The 15,729-nt window shown below is 69.6% G+C and carries 14 protein-coding genes; 2 read left to right on the top strand and 12 right to left on the bottom strand.

The features are described 5' to 3' along the window. Nucleotides 1-70 precede the first annotated feature (70 nt). Both ACK4ZD_RS02080 and ACK4ZD_RS02075 read right to left on the bottom strand, forming a co-directional pair. Nucleotides 71-2,719: a response regulator gene (locus ACK4ZD_RS02080; protein WP_409658087.1), complete on the bottom strand. Its 2,649-nt coding sequence runs from the start codon at nt 2,717-2,719 to the stop codon at nt 71-73. Then, complete coding sequence (locus tag ACK4ZD_RS02075; RefSeq protein WP_409658084.1) at nt 2,716-3,567, bottom strand: transporter substrate-binding domain-containing protein; 852 nt, start codon at nt 3,565-3,567, stop codon at nt 2,716-2,718. The genes ACK4ZD_RS02080 and ACK4ZD_RS02075 overlap by 4 nt, the downstream gene beginning before the upstream one ends. A gap of 225 nt (nt 3,568-3,792) precedes the next feature. Between ACK4ZD_RS02075 and ACK4ZD_RS02070 the strand changes: the two genes are divergently transcribed. Further along, nucleotides 3,793-4,800 (top strand): metal-dependent hydrolase, encoded by a 1,008-nt coding sequence (locus tag ACK4ZD_RS02070; RefSeq protein ID WP_409658081.1) that lies wholly within the window; start codon nt 3,793-3,795, stop codon nt 4,798-4,800. Between the two features lie 3 nt (nt 4,801-4,803). On the opposite strand, the gene ACK4ZD_RS02065 is transcribed toward ACK4ZD_RS02070, so the two are convergent. The 9 genes from ACK4ZD_RS02065 to ACK4ZD_RS02025 form a co-directional block, all read right to left on the bottom strand. After that, complete coding sequence (locus ACK4ZD_RS02065; RefSeq protein ID WP_409658078.1) at nt 4,804-6,474, bottom strand: MBL fold metallo-hydrolase; 1,671 nt, start codon at nt 6,472-6,474, stop codon at nt 4,804-4,806. Nucleotides 6,475-6,577: 103 nt separating this feature from the next. Then, nucleotides 6,578-7,633 (bottom strand): VWA domain-containing protein, encoded by a 1,056-nt coding sequence (locus tag ACK4ZD_RS02060; protein ID WP_409658075.1) that lies wholly within the window; start codon nt 7,631-7,633, stop codon nt 6,578-6,580. Between the two features lie 16 nt (nt 7,634-7,649). Then, complete coding sequence (locus ACK4ZD_RS02055) at nt 7,650-8,717, bottom strand: DUF58 domain-containing protein (RefSeq protein ID WP_409658072.1); 1,068 nt, start codon at nt 8,715-8,717, stop codon at nt 7,650-7,652. After that, a complete protein-coding gene (locus ACK4ZD_RS02050; RefSeq protein WP_409658069.1) occupies nt 8,692-9,705 on the bottom strand; it encodes an AAA family ATPase in 1,014 nt (337 codons plus the stop codon). Before ACK4ZD_RS02050 ends, ACK4ZD_RS02055 begins: the two co-directional genes overlap by 26 nt. 40 nt (nt 9,706-9,745) lie before the next feature. Continuing rightward, the gene (locus ACK4ZD_RS02045; RefSeq protein ID WP_409658066.1) at nt 9,746-10,702 is read right to left on the bottom strand and encodes a S1C family serine protease; all 957 of its coding nucleotides are present in this window, start codon (nt 10,700-10,702) and stop codon (nt 9,746-9,748) included. A gap of 240 nt (nt 10,703-10,942) precedes the next feature. Beyond that, nucleotides 10,943-11,629: a 2-hydroxychromene-2-carboxylate isomerase gene (locus tag ACK4ZD_RS02040; protein ID WP_409658063.1), complete on the bottom strand. Its 687-nt coding sequence runs from the start codon at nt 11,627-11,629 to the stop codon at nt 10,943-10,945. Next, a complete protein-coding gene (locus tag ACK4ZD_RS02035) occupies nt 11,626-11,850 on the bottom strand; it encodes a DUF1289 domain-containing protein (RefSeq protein WP_409658060.1) in 225 nt (74 codons plus the stop codon). The genes ACK4ZD_RS02040 and ACK4ZD_RS02035 overlap by 4 nt, the downstream gene beginning before the upstream one ends. After that, nucleotides 11,847-12,347, bottom strand: a complete 501-nt coding sequence (locus tag ACK4ZD_RS02030; protein ID WP_409658057.1) for a YbaK/EbsC family protein — start codon at nt 12,345-12,347, stop codon at nt 11,847-11,849. Before ACK4ZD_RS02030 ends, ACK4ZD_RS02035 begins: the two co-directional genes overlap by 4 nt. Further along, nucleotides 12,344-13,264, bottom strand: a complete 921-nt coding sequence (locus ACK4ZD_RS02025; RefSeq protein WP_409658054.1) for a hydroxymethylglutaryl-CoA lyase — start codon at nt 13,262-13,264, stop codon at nt 12,344-12,346. Before ACK4ZD_RS02025 ends, ACK4ZD_RS02030 begins: the two co-directional genes overlap by 4 nt. A 123-nt stretch (nt 13,265-13,387) precedes the next feature. On the opposite strand from ACK4ZD_RS02025, the gene ACK4ZD_RS02020 reads away from it, so the two are divergent. Further along, nucleotides 13,388-13,717 (top strand): hypothetical protein, encoded by a 330-nt coding sequence (locus tag ACK4ZD_RS02020; RefSeq protein WP_409658051.1) that lies wholly within the window; start codon nt 13,388-13,390, stop codon nt 13,715-13,717. 6 nt (nt 13,718-13,723) lie between these two features. Here ACK4ZD_RS02020 and ACK4ZD_RS02015 read toward each other — a convergent pair whose 3' ends face one another. Further along, nucleotides 13,724-15,712 carry an acetyl/propionyl/methylcrotonyl-CoA carboxylase subunit alpha gene (locus ACK4ZD_RS02015; protein WP_409658048.1) on the bottom strand — a complete coding sequence of 663 codons (1,989 nt, stop codon included), beginning with the start codon at nt 15,710-15,712 and terminating at the stop codon, nt 13,724-13,726. Nucleotides 15,713-15,729: the final 17 nt, after the last annotated feature.

The following is a 15,729-nucleotide window of genomic DNA, read 5'->3' as shown; positions in this document are numbered from 1 at the left end:
TTCATCGTAATACCTGGAGAACGCAAGCGCAAGCGCTCAGCCGACGGTCACGGCCTGCCATTCGATTCGCTCAGTTGCCACAGGCATCCATCACCAGCCACCGCCTCAGACGCGCATAGAGCAGCCCCGGCTCCACCGGCTTGGCGATGTGGTCGTTCATGCCGGCGGCCAGGCAGGCTTCGCGGTCTTCACCGAAGGCGTTGGCCGTCATCGCCAGGATGGGGGTGCGCGCATGCAAAGGCATCGTGCGGATCGCGCGGGTGGCCTCGATGCCGTCCATCTCGGGCATCTGCATGTCCATCAGGATCAGGGCGTAGGGATGGGCCGCGGCCATCTCGACGGCCTGGCGGCCGGTGGCGGCCACGTCCACCGTGAGGCCGACGACGTGCAGCAGCTCGCGCGCGACCTCCTGGTTGACCGGGTTGTCTTCGACCAGCAGCACGCGGCCGGCGCCAGACCAGTGACTTGACCCCACGCCCCGTGCCGCCGGAGCCTGGGCCGGCTGAGATTCGACGCGCAGGACGTTCATCAGCGCATCATGCAAGGCCGAGGGGGTGACGGGCTTGAGCAACACCGCCGCCGCACCCTCTTGACGGGCGGCCTCCCACAGGCTGGGATCGTCTCGGGCGGTCACCATCAGACTGGGCGGCATGGCCTGCCCCAGCCGCTCGCGCAGGCGACGCAAGGTCTCGATGCCATCCATCCCGGGCATGAGCCAATCCGTCAAGATCACATCGGGCAGGCCTGCACGGTCGGCCGCATCCAGGCCTTCGAGCGCCGCCGCGCCGCTGTCGGCAAGTTCGACTCGCAAGCCCATGACTCGCAGCATCTCTGCCAAGGCCTCACGGGCCTCGAGCAGGTCGTCGATGATCAGCACCCGCAAGTCTTGCAATCGGGTGTCCGCGCGCGGCGCCACTCGGGCCGCCCGCCCCAGCTCGACCGTGAACCAAAACGTGCTGCCAACACCAGGCTCGCTTTCAACGCCCACCTCGCCGCCCATCAGCTGCACGAGGTGGCGGGTGATGGCCAGGCCCAGGCCGGTGCCGCCATGGCGCCGGGTGGTGGTGCCGTCGTCTTGCTCGAAGGGTTCGAAAATGCGTTCGAGCTGATTGGCCGTCAGCCCCACGCCGGTGTCACGCACCGAAAAGCGCAGCCTCAAGTGCGGCCCGTCCTCGCGCAGCAATTCGCCACGCAGCAGGACCATGCCGCTGGAGGTGAACTTCACCGCATTGCCCAGCAGGTTGAGCAAGGCCTGCGCCAGGCGGGTCTCGTCACCATGGGCTGTCGCAGGCAGGTGATCGGTGTCGAGCACCAATTCAAGGCCCTTGTCGCGCGCGCGCTGGCCTACCAGGGCGCATACGCGCGAGAGCATGCCGTCCATGCGAAAGTCGGCGCACTCGAGTTGGAGTTTGCCGGCCTCGATCTTGGACAGGTCGAGCACGTCGTTGATGATCGACAGCAGGTGCTGGGCCGCTTCTTCCACCTTGCTCAGGCGCTCAGCCTGGGTGGGGTCGCGTGCGTCGCGCTGCATCAGATGGGTCAGGCCGATGATGGCGTTCATCGGCGTGCGGATTTCGTGGCTCATGTTGGCCAGGAAGGCGCTCTTGGCGCGATTGGCCGCCTCGGCCCGGTTGCGCGCCTGCACGAGGTCGAGATTGAGGATCTCCAGGCGGGCCTGCGCCTGCTTGAGTTCGGTGATGTCGGTGGCGAAAAAGTAGTAGCCGCGCACTTGACCGTTTTGAATGTCGGGCAAGCGTTGCACCCAAAAGCGGCGCGGCGTGCCTTGGGCACTGACCAGCACTTCTTCGCCTTGAACCAACTGCCCGGCCAACACCGGCTCGATGCGCGGGCGCAACTGCTCGTGCCGCTGAGGACCGAACAATTCCTCGTAAGTGCGCCCGAAGGCTTGTTCTTCGCTCAGCCCCATCCATGCCAAATAGGCGCGATTGGCAAAGCGCAGGCGCAAGTCGGCGTCGCAGTACGACACGAACGAGGGCTGGTGATCGGCCACGGTACGGGCGAACGCCTCGGTTTGGCTGCGCGCCTCGATGGCGCGGTCCAGGTGCCGCTGGCGCTCGTTGGCCAAGGCCCGGTAGCGGCTTTCGCTGTCGCGCAACGCCTGTTCGGCGCGGCGCTGGTGGCGCGCCGACAAAGCCACCGCCGCCGCCACGAGGGCCAGCAGCATGGTGGCTCCCAACAGCGCAGCGTGCTGCACACGACGGTCTCGGGCAATTCGCTCATCGAGCGCAGATCGCATCTCTTGGGTGACTCGCATCGTCAGGGCATGAATTCGGTGCAGATCGAGTCGCCATCGCACCGAACGCAGGTCATCACGCGGACCTGTCTGTATGGTTTGGGCCAAGCGGCTGCGCAGCTGGCTGACTTCTTCCACGAGTGCAGCCCCATGGTTCGAGTTCTGCGGAAAGCTTTGCACGGCCTGCGTGATGTGATGCAAGGCCTGGTCGATCAGGGCCAATCCTTGGCCCGCATCCCAGGGCGAGTCTTCGCTGCTCAGGGTGACGTGCATGAAGCCCTGGGCCAAGTCGCTCGCGGCGCTGCGCATGAATTGCATCGCTTCCAGTTTGCGATCGATCTGCCGCTGCTGGGCCGTCAGCAACCACACCATGGCCGCACTGATGCATAGCGCCGACGACAGCGCCACCCAGGCCCAAAGTGTGGCCGACGATCGCCAGACGAGCCGCCTCGACACCCGGGTCATCGAACCAAAACCTCTCGCACGCTGAGGGAGCCGGGAAGCTCTTCGAGCCCGAAGCCCCAGGGCCGGACCGCCTCCAGATGGGCCGGGCTGCCGATCACGGCAGCCAGTGCCTCGTCCCACGCCTCGCGCAAGGCCACGTCCTGCGGATGGAACTGGAAGGCGGTGAAGTCGGCTTCTTCGGTCCATGCTTGTCCGCTGCCCATGGCGCGGGCGCTGAGCTTGCCGTTGCTGTGAGCGGCCATCCAGCGCACGGTGGGCAGGGACAGGGCCAGCGCATCGGCCAAGCCTTCGAGCACGGCACTGCGCCCGGCCGCCGCATCGGGCACGAGCATGAGTCGATCGGCCGGCCAACCGGCCCGCACCCAGCGGATGTGCTCGACCGAGCCTTCGATCACGGCCACGCGCGCCAGCTCGTCGATCGCGCCGGTCGCCTTGGCCGTTTCCTCTGTGGGAGCGCGCACCAGCAGCCCCGCACGCACTTTCTGGGTCGGCCGCGAGTGAGCGACGCGCTCGGCACGTTCAGGCGTGATGAACATGCCGGCCGCCACGACATCGAAGCGTCGCGCCAACAGCTCGGGGATCAAAGCATCGAAGTGGGTTTGGATCCAGACGAATTGCCGCACGCCCAGTCGTTCGCCGACCAAGCGCGCAAGCTCCGGTGCCGCCCCGGTGACCCCACCGTCGGCCTGCACGAGGGCGTAGGGGGCCTCCACGGCATAGCCCACGCGCAAGGCAGCGCCCGCCTGCACGCGCTGCAGACTGTCGTCGCGCCCCGGGTGCGGCGCCCAGCGCCACGCCAGCACGGCGGCCACGGCCAGCACGCACACGACGATCAGCCAACGTTGCACGGGCCGCAGGAATGGCACGCTCAAGTACTCCCGGGACACTGGGGCCGCTGCAACCGCGGTGTCGGTGGCGGGCAACGGTCTCCCGTCGATCCATCGACCTCGGATGCTAGAGGCTGCCCGTCACGCTGTCATGCACCCCCAAAGAGGGGGTTGTGTGCGCTTATCGTACAGCCCCACCCACCCCTGCCCCCACGGGAGCGATGGAGCGAGCCCACAATGCCAAGCATGGACTCGCTCTCGCAGATCGCCCTGGGCTCGGCCGTCGGCCTGGCCGTGATGGGGCGGCGCACCGCGTTGTGGAAGGCCGCCCTGTGGGGAGGGCTGGCCGGCACCCTGCCCGACCTGGATGCGCTGATCGACTTCGGCGATCCGGTGCGCAACATGACCTACCACCGGGGCGAGAGCCATGCCCTGCTCTATCTGACCCTGGCCTCGCCGCTGCTGGCCTGGATCGTGACGCGCGTGCACAGCGAGGCCGCCTTGTTCCGGCGCTGGTGGCTGGCCCTGTGGCTGGTGCTCGTGACCCATCCGCTGCTGGACACGATGACGGTGTACGGCACTCAGCTCGCCCTGCCCTTCAGCGACCACCCCTTCGGCGTGGGCAGCATCTTCATCATCGACCCGCTGTACACACTGCCCCTGCTGGTAGGCGTGACCGCGGCCTGGAGGTCGCGGCAGGTCGACCGCCTGCGCTGGAACACCGCCGGCCTGGTGCTGAGCACGGCCTACCTCGGCTGGAGCGTCGTGGCCCAGCAGCAGGCCCTGGCCGCGGCCCGCGAGTCGCTCGCAGCCCAGGGGGTGGAGGTGCGGCAGGTGATGGCCACGCCCACGGCCTTCAACACCGTGCTGTGGCGCATCCTGGTGATCACGCCCGATGCCCACCTGGAGGGCTTCTACTCGCTGCTGGACGACACGCGCGACGTGCACTTCGACCGTTTCGACCGCGGCCAGGCGCTGTATGAAGCGCTGCGGGGCCACTGGCCGGTGGAGCGCCTGGCCTGGTTCAGCAAGGGCTACTTCAAGATGCAGGCGCGCGATGGCCATGTGCTGATGAGCGACCTGCGCATGGGGCAGGAGCCCTTCTACTTCTTCACCTTCCGCATGGCGCAGCTGCGCAGCGACCCGGTGCCGCTGGAACGGCCCGAACAGGTGGGCTCGCGCCCCAACTTGGCGCTGGCGCTGCCGTGGCTGTGGCGGCGCCTGTGGGGCGAGCCGCTGCCGCCGCCTCGCTGAGGTTCAGGTGGCGCTCCAGCCCGCCTCGGATGCACGCACCCGGCCTTCGGATTGCAGCTTGAGCAGATGGGCCAGCAGGGAGCGTTCGGCCATGGCCTGCAGCACGGGAGGGATCCCGGTGTAGACCTGCTCGCGCAAGGCCCCCACCGGCGCCGGCCCCAGGCGGGCGACGGCCTGCAGCACCAGGGCCTCTCGGTGCAGGCGGTGGGCGATGAGGCCTTCCAGCACTTGGCGGGGCTCGGCCATCAGGAAGCCATGGCCGGGAGCCAGCCATTCGAGGTCTACGTCGAGCAGGGCCCGCAGCGAGGCGAGGTAGGCCGCCATGTCGCCGTCGGGCGGATTGATCACCACGGTGGACGACTGCATCACGTGGTCGCCGGTGAAGAGCAGCTTTTCCTCCTCGAGCAGGAAGCACAGGTGGTTCGAGGCGTGCCCTGGGGTGTGCCACACACGCAGATGGGCATCGGCCGCACAGGTCAGGCGCTGCCCGTGCTGCAGCTCGTGGTCCAGCGCGAGTTGCGCGTCCTGGCCCTGCGGGTGGGCCGGCCAGCGCCCTGCCACCGGCGCCCCGGTGAGCTCGCGCAACCGCCGCGCGGCCGGCGAATGGTCCTGGTGGCTGTGGGTGAGGACGATGGCCTCAATGGGACCGGGCGAGGCGGCCAGCACCGCCCGGACATGCACCTCGTCAGCCGGACCGGGGTCGATCACGGTCCAGCGGTTGGCCGCGCCGCCCCCGACGAGGTAGGTGTTGGTGCCCGGCCCGGTCATCACGCTGCCGTTGGGCGCGGTGACGCGGATCACCCGCTCGGACAGGCGCACCGGCACGCCGGGCTCGAGCGCGTAGGACGCATGACCATGGCCCTGCGGGTCCAGGCGGCCGATCTCGGCCCAGGCGGGTTCGTCGGGCATCACAGGGCGCTCGCCCTGCGGCCCCCGGCCGATGCGCGGCATCACCAAGGCCACCTCACGCGGCGCACGGGCCCAGGCCATCAGGGACGCCGCATCGGCAAAGCGAGACAGCAGTTCCAGCGTGACGCGCGTGGGGGTCATCAGCTTGAAACCGCCGGCGTCGCGGGCCAGGGCCTCGGCGGGTTGGAACCAGCCGTGCTCGACGGTCTCGTGGGTGTCGTGAGCCGTGTCCTGCCCCTCGGGCGCGACGGCGACGAAAAAGCGCGTATCGAAGCGCTTGGCGCGCCCGAGGGGCGTGAGCCAATGGCTGAGGTAGGCCAGCCGATCCAGGCGCAGCGTCCAGCCGGCCTGGCGGCACAACTCGGCAAAGGAGCGTTCGCCGCGGTGGACGTCGTGCCGCCAGGCCAGCAGCGTGGGCGCGTCGGGGCGCGGCCCGTCGGCAAAGAGCAGGCCGCATTCCTCGAAGCATTCGCGGATCGCGCAGACGAAGTAGTCAAGGGCCCCGTCGTTCAGGCCCAGCCGCTCGTTGGCGGTACGCGCATCGAGCCCGCGGGCGCAGGCGCTCGCCTCCCGGTCGCCCGGGTCGACCAGGCCACCGGGAAAGACCCAGGCGCCGCTGTTGTGGTCGCCCCGTTCGGCACGGCGCAGCAACAGCACCTCCAGCCCGGACGGACCGTCGCGCACGACGACCAGGGTGGCGGCAGGACGGGGAGGACGCTCGGACGGCGTGGCCGGTGCGACGGCGTGGGCAGAGGTGTCGTTCATCGGTGGGGCTGTGCGAGGTGTGCAGGCATCATGCACGGCCGGGCACGGCCCGGCCGTCACGTTCGCGACCGATGATGCCTGAACCCCGCTCACATGGCCGTGGCTACAACACCCGGTGGAACCAGAACACCGACAAGCCGGCGGCCAGCAGCATCAGCACCGCTGCCGCGGCAGCGAACAGGGCCGTGATCTCGATCTCGCGGGTTTCCAGTGCCAGTTTGGAATGCAGGCCCTGGTAGACCTTCTTCAGGTCGGGGGCCGAGCCGGCATAGAAGTACTCCCCGCCGGTGAGGTTGGCGATCCCGCGCAGGGCTTCCTCGTCCAGGCGCACGCGCATGGACCAGCCGTCGCCGACGAGGATCTCGCCCTGCTCGGTGCCCACCCCCACGGTGTAGATCTTCACGCCGCGTTCGGCCGCCATGCGGGCGGCCTCCAGCGGGTCGGGGCCGGTGGTGGTCTGGCCGTCGGTGAGCAGGATGATGGCGGCCGAGGCGTAGGAGCCCGGCTCCACCGGCGGCGGCGGTGCCTTGCCGCCGACCCCGCCGCGCTGGTCGAGCGAGCGGCCCAGGCGGTTGTCCTCGCTGCCCGGGCGCGGGTTGCTGCCGCGCAGGTCGAACTCGATGTCGGGAAAGATGGCCTGCAAGGACACCAGGATGCCGCTGCCCACGGCCGTGGCGCGCTGGAAGTTGAAGCGGTCGATGGCGGCGAGCACGTCTTCCTTGCTGTGGGTGGGCGGCTGGGTCAGCAGGGCCGTGCCGGCAAAGGTGACCACGCCGATGCGGGTGCCGCTGTCCTGCAGGGCCACGAACTCCCGTGCGGCCGCCTGGGCCGCGACCATGCGGTTGGGCTCGACGTCGGTGGCACGCATGCTGCCCGAGACGTCCATCGCCAGGATCACCATGCGCTGTTGCGACGGCAGGATCACGCGGGCCGTGGGCCGGGCCACGGCCACGAGCAGGCCGATGAGCGCCAGCAACATCAGCGCAGGAGGCACATGGCGGCGCCAGCCCGGACCGCGGCCCAGGGCCTCGCGCACCAGGGACAGCCCGGAATAGCGCAGCGCCTGGCGTCGGCGGCGGCGCAGCAGCCACCAGTAGGCGGCCATGCTCAGGGGCACGAGCCCCAGCAGCCACAACATCTCAGGCCAGAGGAATGCCATGTCCGTCTCCCTGTGATCACGAGGGTGTCGTCGAGGCCAGGGCCGCGGCCGGACGCGAGGACACGGCCCCGCCGCCGGCGGCCAGGCGCGCACGCAGCCTGCGCAGTTCGACGAAGCGGCGCACCGCCGCAACCAGGTCCTCGTCGGTGGCCAGCTCCAGCACGTCCACCCCGGCGTCGCCGAAGGCCAGGCGCAATCGGGCCTCGCGGTCCTGCGCGGCTTGCTCGAAGCGCCGGCGAAACGCCGCGTCGTGGGTGTCCACCAACTGTTGCTCGCCTGTCTCGGCATCCTCGAACATCACCAGGCCCAGGTCGGGCAGCGCCGCCTCCAGCGGATCGGTCAGACGCACGGCGAGCACCTCGTGGCGCTGCACCAGGCGGCCCAGGGGCTCGGTCCAGCCCGGCGCGGCGATGAAGTCCGACACGACGAAGACCAGCGAGCGCCGGCGCATCAGGCTGCCCGCGCGGTGGAAGAGCTGGGCCAGATCGGTTCCGTCCGCCCCTCCTGACCGGGCCGCCGCAGGCACGGACCGTGTCAGCAGCCCGTGCACCAGTTGCAGCACCTGGGAGCGCCCGCCACGCGCCGGGATCACGGTGTCGACCGTGTCGCCGCAGACGATGGCGCCCACGCGGTTGCCATGGCGCGTGAGCAAGCGCGCCATCAAGGCCACGAAAGCGATCAGCAGGTCGCGCTTGCTGAACTCGCCGGCGCCGAAATGCACGGAGCCGCTGAGGTCGAGCAAGAACCAGACGTTGATGTCGCGGTCCTGCTGGAATTCGCGCACATGCGGCACCTGGATGCGTGCGGTCACGTTCCAATCGATGTAGCGCACGTCGTCGTGGAACTGGTACTCGCGCAGGTCTGCCAGATCGAGCCCCTGGCCACGAAACAAGGTTCGGTAGTCGCCTTCGAGCAGGCCGTCCAGACGGCGCAGCACCGTCCACTCCAGCCGGCGCAGCAGACGGTCGGCCTCGCCCAGCGCGGCGTGGGTCTGGCTCGTCTCGAAAGGCGCAGCTTCGCCATCCGCCGCGGGGCGGGTCTCGGCCCGGCGTCGGGCCTCAGACGACGACTTCGGTGCGTGCATGGGTGTCCAGGGGCTTGTCGGGCACGGGCAGCTTGTCCATGATGCGCCGCACCAGGTGGTCGGCCGTGAGGGCCTCGGCCAGGGCCTCGTAGGACAGCACGAGGCGGTGTCGCAGCACGTCGGGCACGAGGTCGGTCACGTCCTCGGGCAGCACGTAGGGCCGCCCGCGCAGCAGCGCCAGGGCGCGTGCACCCTCGATGAGGTGGATGGTGGCGCGCGGGCTGGCGCCGAAGCTCAGGTAGCGTGAGAGATCGGGCAGACCGAAACGCTCGGGCGAGCGGGTGGCCGCCACCAGTTTGACCGCGTACTGGATCAACGAAGGGTCCACGAAGCACTTGCGGCACTCCTTCTGCAGTTGTGCGAGCTCCTCGGTGCTCACGACCGGGGCCACGTCCTCGGGGCGGCCCGTGACGCGCTGCACGATCACGAACTCCTCCTCCTCGCTCGGATAGCCCACCAGCACCTTCATCATGAAGCGGTCGACCTGGGCCTCGGGCAGCGGGTAGGTGCCTTCGGTCTCGATGGGGTTTTGCGTGGCCATCACGAGAAAGGGCCGGGGCACGGGATGCGTCTGCCCCGCGATGGTGACTTGGTACTCCTGCATCACCTCGAGCAGGGCGCTTTGCACCTTGGCCGGGGCCCGGTTGATCTCGTCGGCCAGCAGCAGGTGGGTGAACACGGGGCCCAGCGAGGTGTTGAACTCGCCTGTCTTTTGGTTGTAGATGCGCGTGCCCACCAGATCCGCGGGCACCAGGTCGGGCGTGAACTGCACGCGCCGGAAACTGCCGCGCATCACCCGCGCCAGGGTCTTCACCGTGAGCGTCTTGGCCAGACCGGGCACGCCCTCGACCAGCAGGTGGCCCTGAGCCAGCATGGCCACCAGCACGCGCTCGAGGAAGTGGTCCTGCCCGACGACCACGCGCTTGACTTCATAGAGCACCCGCTGCATCTGCTCGGCCACGGCGTTGGGGGAGGAGGTGATGTCCATGCGGGCGTCCTTTCGTCGCAGGTCCAGGAAAACAGCGTCGTCAAAAGGGTGACAAGCCCACCGCCGCCGCGGCGTTCTCGATGGGCACGGCAAAGCCGATGCCCACGAAGACCCGGTGTTCGGTGGGGTTGAGGATGGCGGTCACGATGCCCACGACCTCACCGTCGGCCGTGACCAGCGGGCCGCCGGAACTGCCAGGATTGGCCGCGGCATCGAACTGGATCAGGTTGGTCAGGATGCGTTCGCCCTCGGGCGAGCGGAATTCCCGGTCCAGGCCCGAAACCACGCCGGCCGTGGCCGTGGGGCCGATGCCGAAGGGAAAGCCGACCGCCACCACCGCATCGCCCACGGTCAGATCGCCCGTGGAGCGCAACGTGGCTGGAACGAGGTCGTCGGGCAGGCTGCGCGGCTTGATCACCGCGAGGTCGTTCTCGGGTTGGGCAGCGACGACGTCGGCATCGGCTTCATGCCCGTCGTCGAAGACCACCTGCAACCGCGGTGCCCCCATCACGACATGCAGGTTGGTGAGGATCAGGCCTTCATCGACGATGACCACGCCGGTGCCGGTGCCGATTTCCCGCTGCTGGCCCTGGGCATTGGGCAGGCTCAGCCCCCGCACGCGCACCACCGAGGGCCGGATCTTCTCGTAGGCCTTGGCCGCCATCGAAGGCAGGGGCTTGTTCGCCAGGGTGTGCAGCACCGCCTTGTCGATGTCGTCCTGCGTGAGACGCCCCAGGGGGTCGCGCCAGGTGTCTTGCAGCAGCATCAGCGCCAAGCCCAGCAAGGCGCCGGCCAGCACCAGCCCCCAACGCTCGTGGCGCCCCGCCCAGGCCCGCAGATGGGCCCAGCGCCCGGCATCCGGCGGCGGAAGACGGGAGGGGCCGCCAGAGCCCGCCGTGGCAGCGCCCGCCGGAGGCAGAACCCGCGGTGTCGCCGCCTGGGCTGTCTGAGCCGGCATCGCCGGCCTGGAACTGCTGTACAGCGCACGCTTGCCCATCGGTCACCCGCCCCGACCGCCACCTCGTGCGCGACAGCTGCGCAGACGCCCCGTGCGGCGGTGGCGCCAACCGCAAGGAATCGCCGGCGGGCGGGTCCGCCCACCTTCATCCTGACGCTAGCACGTCAGGGGATGAGTTGCATCTTGCCGCCGGCTGCCCCTGCCTGCAAGCCGGTCATGTGCACGTTTTTGCCCAGGCTCGAAGCAGCATCCCGTCGGGCCGACGCCGTCTCGCCGGCCTCAAGGCTGACCCGGCGCGGCGCGGCGCACGCTGCCGCCGGGCACATGGGCCGCGGCCTCCCAGGCCGGCCCCTCGAACCAGGGATCCCCCCGCAAGCAGGCGGCCAGCAGTTCCAATCCGTCCAGGCCCCAGAAAGCCCGGTCCTCGACCACCACCGTGGGCACCCCGAAGAGGCCCCCGGCCGCCGCCTGGTCCGTGTTGCTGCGCAGCATGGCCTTGACCGTCTCGTCGCGCGAGGCGGCCAGCAGCTCCTGGGCCCGCCCGGGCGCAAGCGCCTCGGCCAAGGCCTCGACCTGGGCGGGCTCGCCGGCAGCCTCGCCGCTGCGCCACACCCGCCGCAGCACCGTCTCGCAGGCGAAGCGATTGGCCGCACCCGGCAGGGCCGAGGCCTGGCCGTGGGCCAGCAGCAGGCGCGACAGCGCCAGGGGGTTGAACGGGTGAATCGCCGGCATCACCAGCGGGATGTCCAGACGGTGCGCCAGCCAGGCCACCTGGCGGTAGGTCCAGTCCCGCTTGGGCGGGATCTCGGCCGGCCCGAGCTGGCCCCAATGCTGCAACAGCCCGGCGAACAGCACCGGCCGGTAGCTCACGGTGTACGACAGGCCTTCAAGCACCTGGGGCAGCCGCTCGAAGGCCAGGTAGGCATAGGGGGAGACCGGGTCGAACCAGAATTGCAGCGCTTTCATGAGCCCTCCGTCGCGGCACGCGCCGCGGCCTGCCGGCGCGCGGGCAATTGCTTCCACACCGCGCGCTTGTCCCTGTCGCTCATCGTCGACCAGGCGGCGATCTCCTCCAGGGTGCGGTGGCATCCCTCGCACCAGCCGGTGGTCGCGTTCATGCGGCACACGCTGACACAGGGGCTGGGCACCCGGCCAGCATCGGGCCGGGGCGGGTGATGCCGACTCACTGCACCACGTCCTCGACCGGTGCGCCCGTGAGCGCCACCAGCTGCTGCGGCGCCACCGGGAAGACCCCGTTGGGATGCCCCGCCGCGGCCCACACCACCTCGAAGCGGAAAAGCTCGCGGTCGATCAGCATGACCGGCGGCTGCAGGTGCGCCACGGGCGACACGCCCCCGATGGAAAACCCGGTGCGGGCCTTGACGAACTGCGCATCCGCACGCCCCAGCGGCCCCACGAGCGCCGCCACTTTCGCCTCGTCCACGCGCTTGTCGCCCGAGGTCACGACCAGCACCGCGGCATCGTCGGTCTTGCGGCGGAACACGATGCTCTTGGCGATCTGGCCCACCACGATGCCCAGTGCATCGGCCGCCTCCTGGGCCGTGCGCGCGGCCACCTCCAGGAACACCGGTGGCTGCGGATGACCGGCAGCGGCCAGCGCCCGGGCCACGCGCTGGAAGCCCTCGGGGCGTTCATGCAGATCGGCGGGCACAAGGACGCTCATGCTGCGGCCTCCTCGCGCACGCGCTTGGCCAGCAAGGCATTGCCAGCGCGCGATACCGGCTTGCGGCCCAGCACCCGCGAGATGAAGTCGCCCGCATCGACCAGCGCATCCAGATCGATGCCGCAGTCGATGCCCAGTCCTTGCAGCAGGAAGACCACGTCCTCGGTGGCCACGTTGCCGGTCGCCCCCTTGGCATAGGGGCAGCCGCCCAGGCCCGCCACGCTGGCGTCGAAGTGGTGGATGCCCATCTCCAGGCAGGCATAGATGTTGCCGATGGCCTGGCCATAGGTGTCGTGGAAATGCCCGCTCACCTCGTGCAGCGGGTAGTGCCGCAAGGCCCGCTCCATCGCGGCACGCACCTTGCGCGGCGTGCCCACGCCGATGGTGTCGGCCACCCCCACGTGCTGCACGCCGATGTCCTTCATCAGGCGCACCACCCGCTCGACCTCGTCGGGCGAGACCTCCCCCTGGTAGGGGCAGCCCACGGCGCACGAGATGGCCCCGCGCACCTTCAGGCCCCGCTCGCGCGCGGCCTGCACGACCGGTCGGAAGCGCTCGATCGACTCCTCGATCGAGCAGTTGATGTTGCGTCGGCTGAACGCCTCGCTGGCGGCGCCGAACACCACGACCTCATCGGGCCGCGTGGGCAAGGCCGCCTCCAGGCCCTTCATGTTGGGCACCAACACCGAGTAGCGCACGCCCGGCTGGCGCTGCAAGCCCGCCATGACCTCGGCGTTGTCGGCCATCTGGGGCACCCATTTGGGGGAGACGAAGCTGGTGACCTCGATCTCACGCAGGCCAGCGGCCTGCAGGCGGTGGACCAGCTCGATCTTGTGGGCCGCCGACACCGGCTGCTTCTCGTTTTGCAGACCATCGCGCGGACCGACGTCCACCAGGGTGACACGTGCAGGCAACATCACCAATCTCCAACCATCGATGTCGATTTTGCCCCCAATTTAGGGGGGGACTGTTCCACCTTTATGGGGATAGCCCTGGGCACGCAAGGGAAGAACAATGCGTCCGTCACGAGGACATCCACCATGGACCGTCGCACCCATCGCCTCCAGATCGCCACCCGCATTCACTTTGCCTTGCTGCGCGAACTGGGCAGCGGCATCGACGTGGGCCTGATGCTCAGCCGCGAGCTCTATGCGCTGGACGTGCTCAACGTCTGCCGCGCCAGCGAGAACGAAGAGCTCGAACGCCTGGCCGAGCAGTTCGTCCAAGCCAGCGCCCCGCGGCCGCTTGTGCCTCCCCCGCCCACCCGCTCCACGCCGGCGCCACGCCCTCGCCGCGCCTGGTGGCGCTCCCTGGGCGCCGCCCTTGGCGCCAGCCGACCTGGTGGCCCGTTGACGCTTGGCGCCCAGTAAGCGCCCTCAAGACACTTTCAGCCTCAGCAGTTCGGCCCCCTCGGCCACCTGGTCGCCCACCCCATAGAGCAAGGCCTCGATCACGCCATCGGCCGGGGCCGCGATCGTGTGCTCCATCTTCATCGCCTCCATCACAGCCAGGGCCTGGCCCTTCTTGACGGCCTGACCGGCGCTTACATGCAAGGCCAGCACCTTGCCGGGCATCGGAGCGGTCAGCCGCCCGCCCTCATGAACGCCCTCGCCTGCATGGGCGATCGCATCGATCCATTGGAGCACGGCCACACCCTCGGGGGCGAACACATGGAAGTGCTCGCCGTGGCGGTACACCGTCAGGCGCCAGCGCGATTCCCCTAGCACCACCTCGTGGACTTCGGCCGAGCGTGCATGCACCTGCAGCGGCTGCCGCTGCCCCCCCAGGTCGAGCACGTGCCGGCCGTCATGCAGGTATTCGAGAAAGGCCACATGGCGCTGGCCTGCGGCTTCGATCTCCATGCGTCGGCGCGCAGTGCCGTGCAGGCGCCAGCCATCGCGCCGGCTCCAGGGGTCGGCATCCTGCAGCGCCGCCTCGTCAGCCAACACCCTCGCGGCCACGCCAGCCACCGCACAGGCCAGGGGCAGTCCGGGCTGACCGAACAGATGAGCGCGCTCGCGCTCGATCAGCGCGGTGTCCAGGTCAGCCCCGGCGAACGACGCGCTGGTCACCACGCGGCGCAGGAAGGCCACGTTGGTGTGCAGACCCACGATATGAGTTTCGGCCAGCGCTGCATCGAGCCGGGCCAGGGCCTGCTCGCGCGTGTCGCCATGCACGATGAGCTTGGCGATCATCGAGTCGTAGTACGGCGAGATCTCATCGCCCTCGCGCACCCCCGCATCCACACGCACCGGCGCCACCGTGAACTCGCTGGCCCGCGTCGGCGGGCGGAAGACCCGCAAGGGCCCCGTGGCGGGCAGGAAGTTGGCCTCGGGGTTTTCCGCGCACAGCCGTGCCTCGATGGCGTGGCCGCGAATGTGCAGATCCTCCTGCCGCGCCGGCAGCGGCTCGCCTGCGGCCACGCGCAGCTGCCATTCCACCAGGTCGTGCCCGGTGATGGCCTCGGTGACCGGGTGCTCCACCTGCAGCCGGGTGTTCATCTCCATGAAGTAGAAGCGGCCGTCCTGCTCGGCAATGAACTCCACCGTGCCCGCGCCCACGTAGCCCACGGCCCGCGCCGCGGCCACGGCCGCCTCGCCCATCTCGCGCCGGCGCTGCGGTGTCATGCCCGGCGCGGGCGCTTCTTCCAGCACCTTCTGGTGACGCCGCTGCACCGAGCAGTCGCGCTCGAAGAGGTAGACGCCGTTGCCGTGGGCATCGCAGAACACTTGAATTTCGATGTGGCGCGGCCGGGTCACGTAGCGCTCCACCAGCACGTGGTCGTCACCGAAGCTCGAACGCGCCTCGCGCTTGCAGGAGGCCAACGCGGCTTCGAACTCCTCGGCCGCCTGCACCGCGCGCATGCCCTTGCCGCCCCCACCGGCACTGGCCTTGATCAGCACCGGAAAGCCGATGGCCTGGGCCTGTGCGAGCAGGAAGTCGCTCTCCTGCCGATCCCCGTGGTAGCCCGGCACCAGCGGCACGCCGGCCTTCTCCATCAGGGCCTTGGCGGCCGCCTTGCTGCCCATCGCGGCGATGGCCGAGGCGGGCGGGCCGATGAAGACGATGCCCGCCTGCTCACAGGCCTGGGCGAAGACCTCGTTCTCGCTGAGGAAGCCATAGCCTGGGTGGATGGCCTGCGCGCCGGTGGCACGCGCCACCTCCAGGATGCGTTCGTGGCGCAGGTAGCTGTCGCGCGGCGCCGGTCCACCGATGTGCACGGCCTCGTCGCACACCTGCACGTGCTTGGCCTGGGCGTCGGCGTCGGAGTACACCGCCACGGTGCGGATGCCCAGGCGTCGGGCGGTGGCCGCCACCCGGCAGGCGATCTCGCCACGATTGGCAATCAGGATCTTCTTGAACATGCACAGACCTTCGTGTC

Origin of the sequence: Caldimonas sp. (assembly GCF_046291045.1) — a bacterium.
In the GTDB taxonomy this organism is placed as follows: domain Bacteria; phylum Pseudomonadota; class Gammaproteobacteria; order Burkholderiales; family Burkholderiaceae_C; genus Caldimonas.
This window is presented reverse-complemented; position numbering and strand designations above follow the sequence as displayed.

What these genes read in the sequence shown, in the direction of transcription:
- ACK4ZD_RS02055 (WP_409658072.1), bottom strand. Translation starts at nt 8,717, where the DNA reads ATGCACGCACCGAAGTCGTCGTCTGAGGCCCGACGCCGGGCCGAGACC.
- ACK4ZD_RS02025 (WP_409658054.1), bottom strand. Translation starts at nt 13,264, where the DNA reads ATGTTGCCTGCACGTGTCACCCTGGTGGACGTCGGTCCGCGCGATGGT.
- ACK4ZD_RS02030 (WP_409658057.1), bottom strand. Translation starts at nt 12,347, where the DNA reads ATGAGCGTCCTTGTGCCCGCCGATCTGCATGAACGCCCCGAGGGCTTC.
- ACK4ZD_RS02045 (WP_409658066.1), bottom strand. Translation starts at nt 10,702, where the DNA reads ATGGGCAAGCGTGCGCTGTACAGCAGTTCCAGGCCGGCGATGCCGGCT.
- ACK4ZD_RS02015 (WP_409658048.1), bottom strand. Translation starts at nt 15,712, where the DNA reads ATGTTCAAGAAGATCCTGATTGCCAATCGTGGCGAGATCGCCTGCCGG.
- ACK4ZD_RS02080 (WP_409658087.1), bottom strand. Translation starts at nt 2,719, where the DNA reads ATGACCCGGGTGTCGAGGCGGCTCGTCTGGCGATCGTCGGCCACACTT.
- ACK4ZD_RS02040 (WP_409658063.1), bottom strand. Translation starts at nt 11,629, where the DNA reads ATGAAAGCGCTGCAATTCTGGTTCGACCCGGTCTCCCCCTATGCCTAC.
- ACK4ZD_RS02065 (WP_409658078.1), bottom strand. Translation starts at nt 6,474, where the DNA reads ATGAACGACACCTCTGCCCACGCCGTCGCACCGGCCACGCCGTCCGAG.
- ACK4ZD_RS02060 (WP_409658075.1), bottom strand. Translation starts at nt 7,633, where the DNA reads ATGGCATTCCTCTGGCCTGAGATGTTGTGGCTGCTGGGGCTCGTGCCC.
- ACK4ZD_RS02070 (WP_409658081.1), top strand. Translation starts at nt 3,793, where the DNA reads ATGGACTCGCTCTCGCAGATCGCCCTGGGCTCGGCCGTCGGCCTGGCC.
- ACK4ZD_RS02050 (WP_409658069.1), bottom strand. Translation starts at nt 9,705, where the DNA reads ATGGACATCACCTCCTCCCCCAACGCCGTGGCCGAGCAGATGCAGCGG.
- ACK4ZD_RS02020 (WP_409658051.1), top strand. Translation starts at nt 13,388, where the DNA reads ATGGACCGTCGCACCCATCGCCTCCAGATCGCCACCCGCATTCACTTT.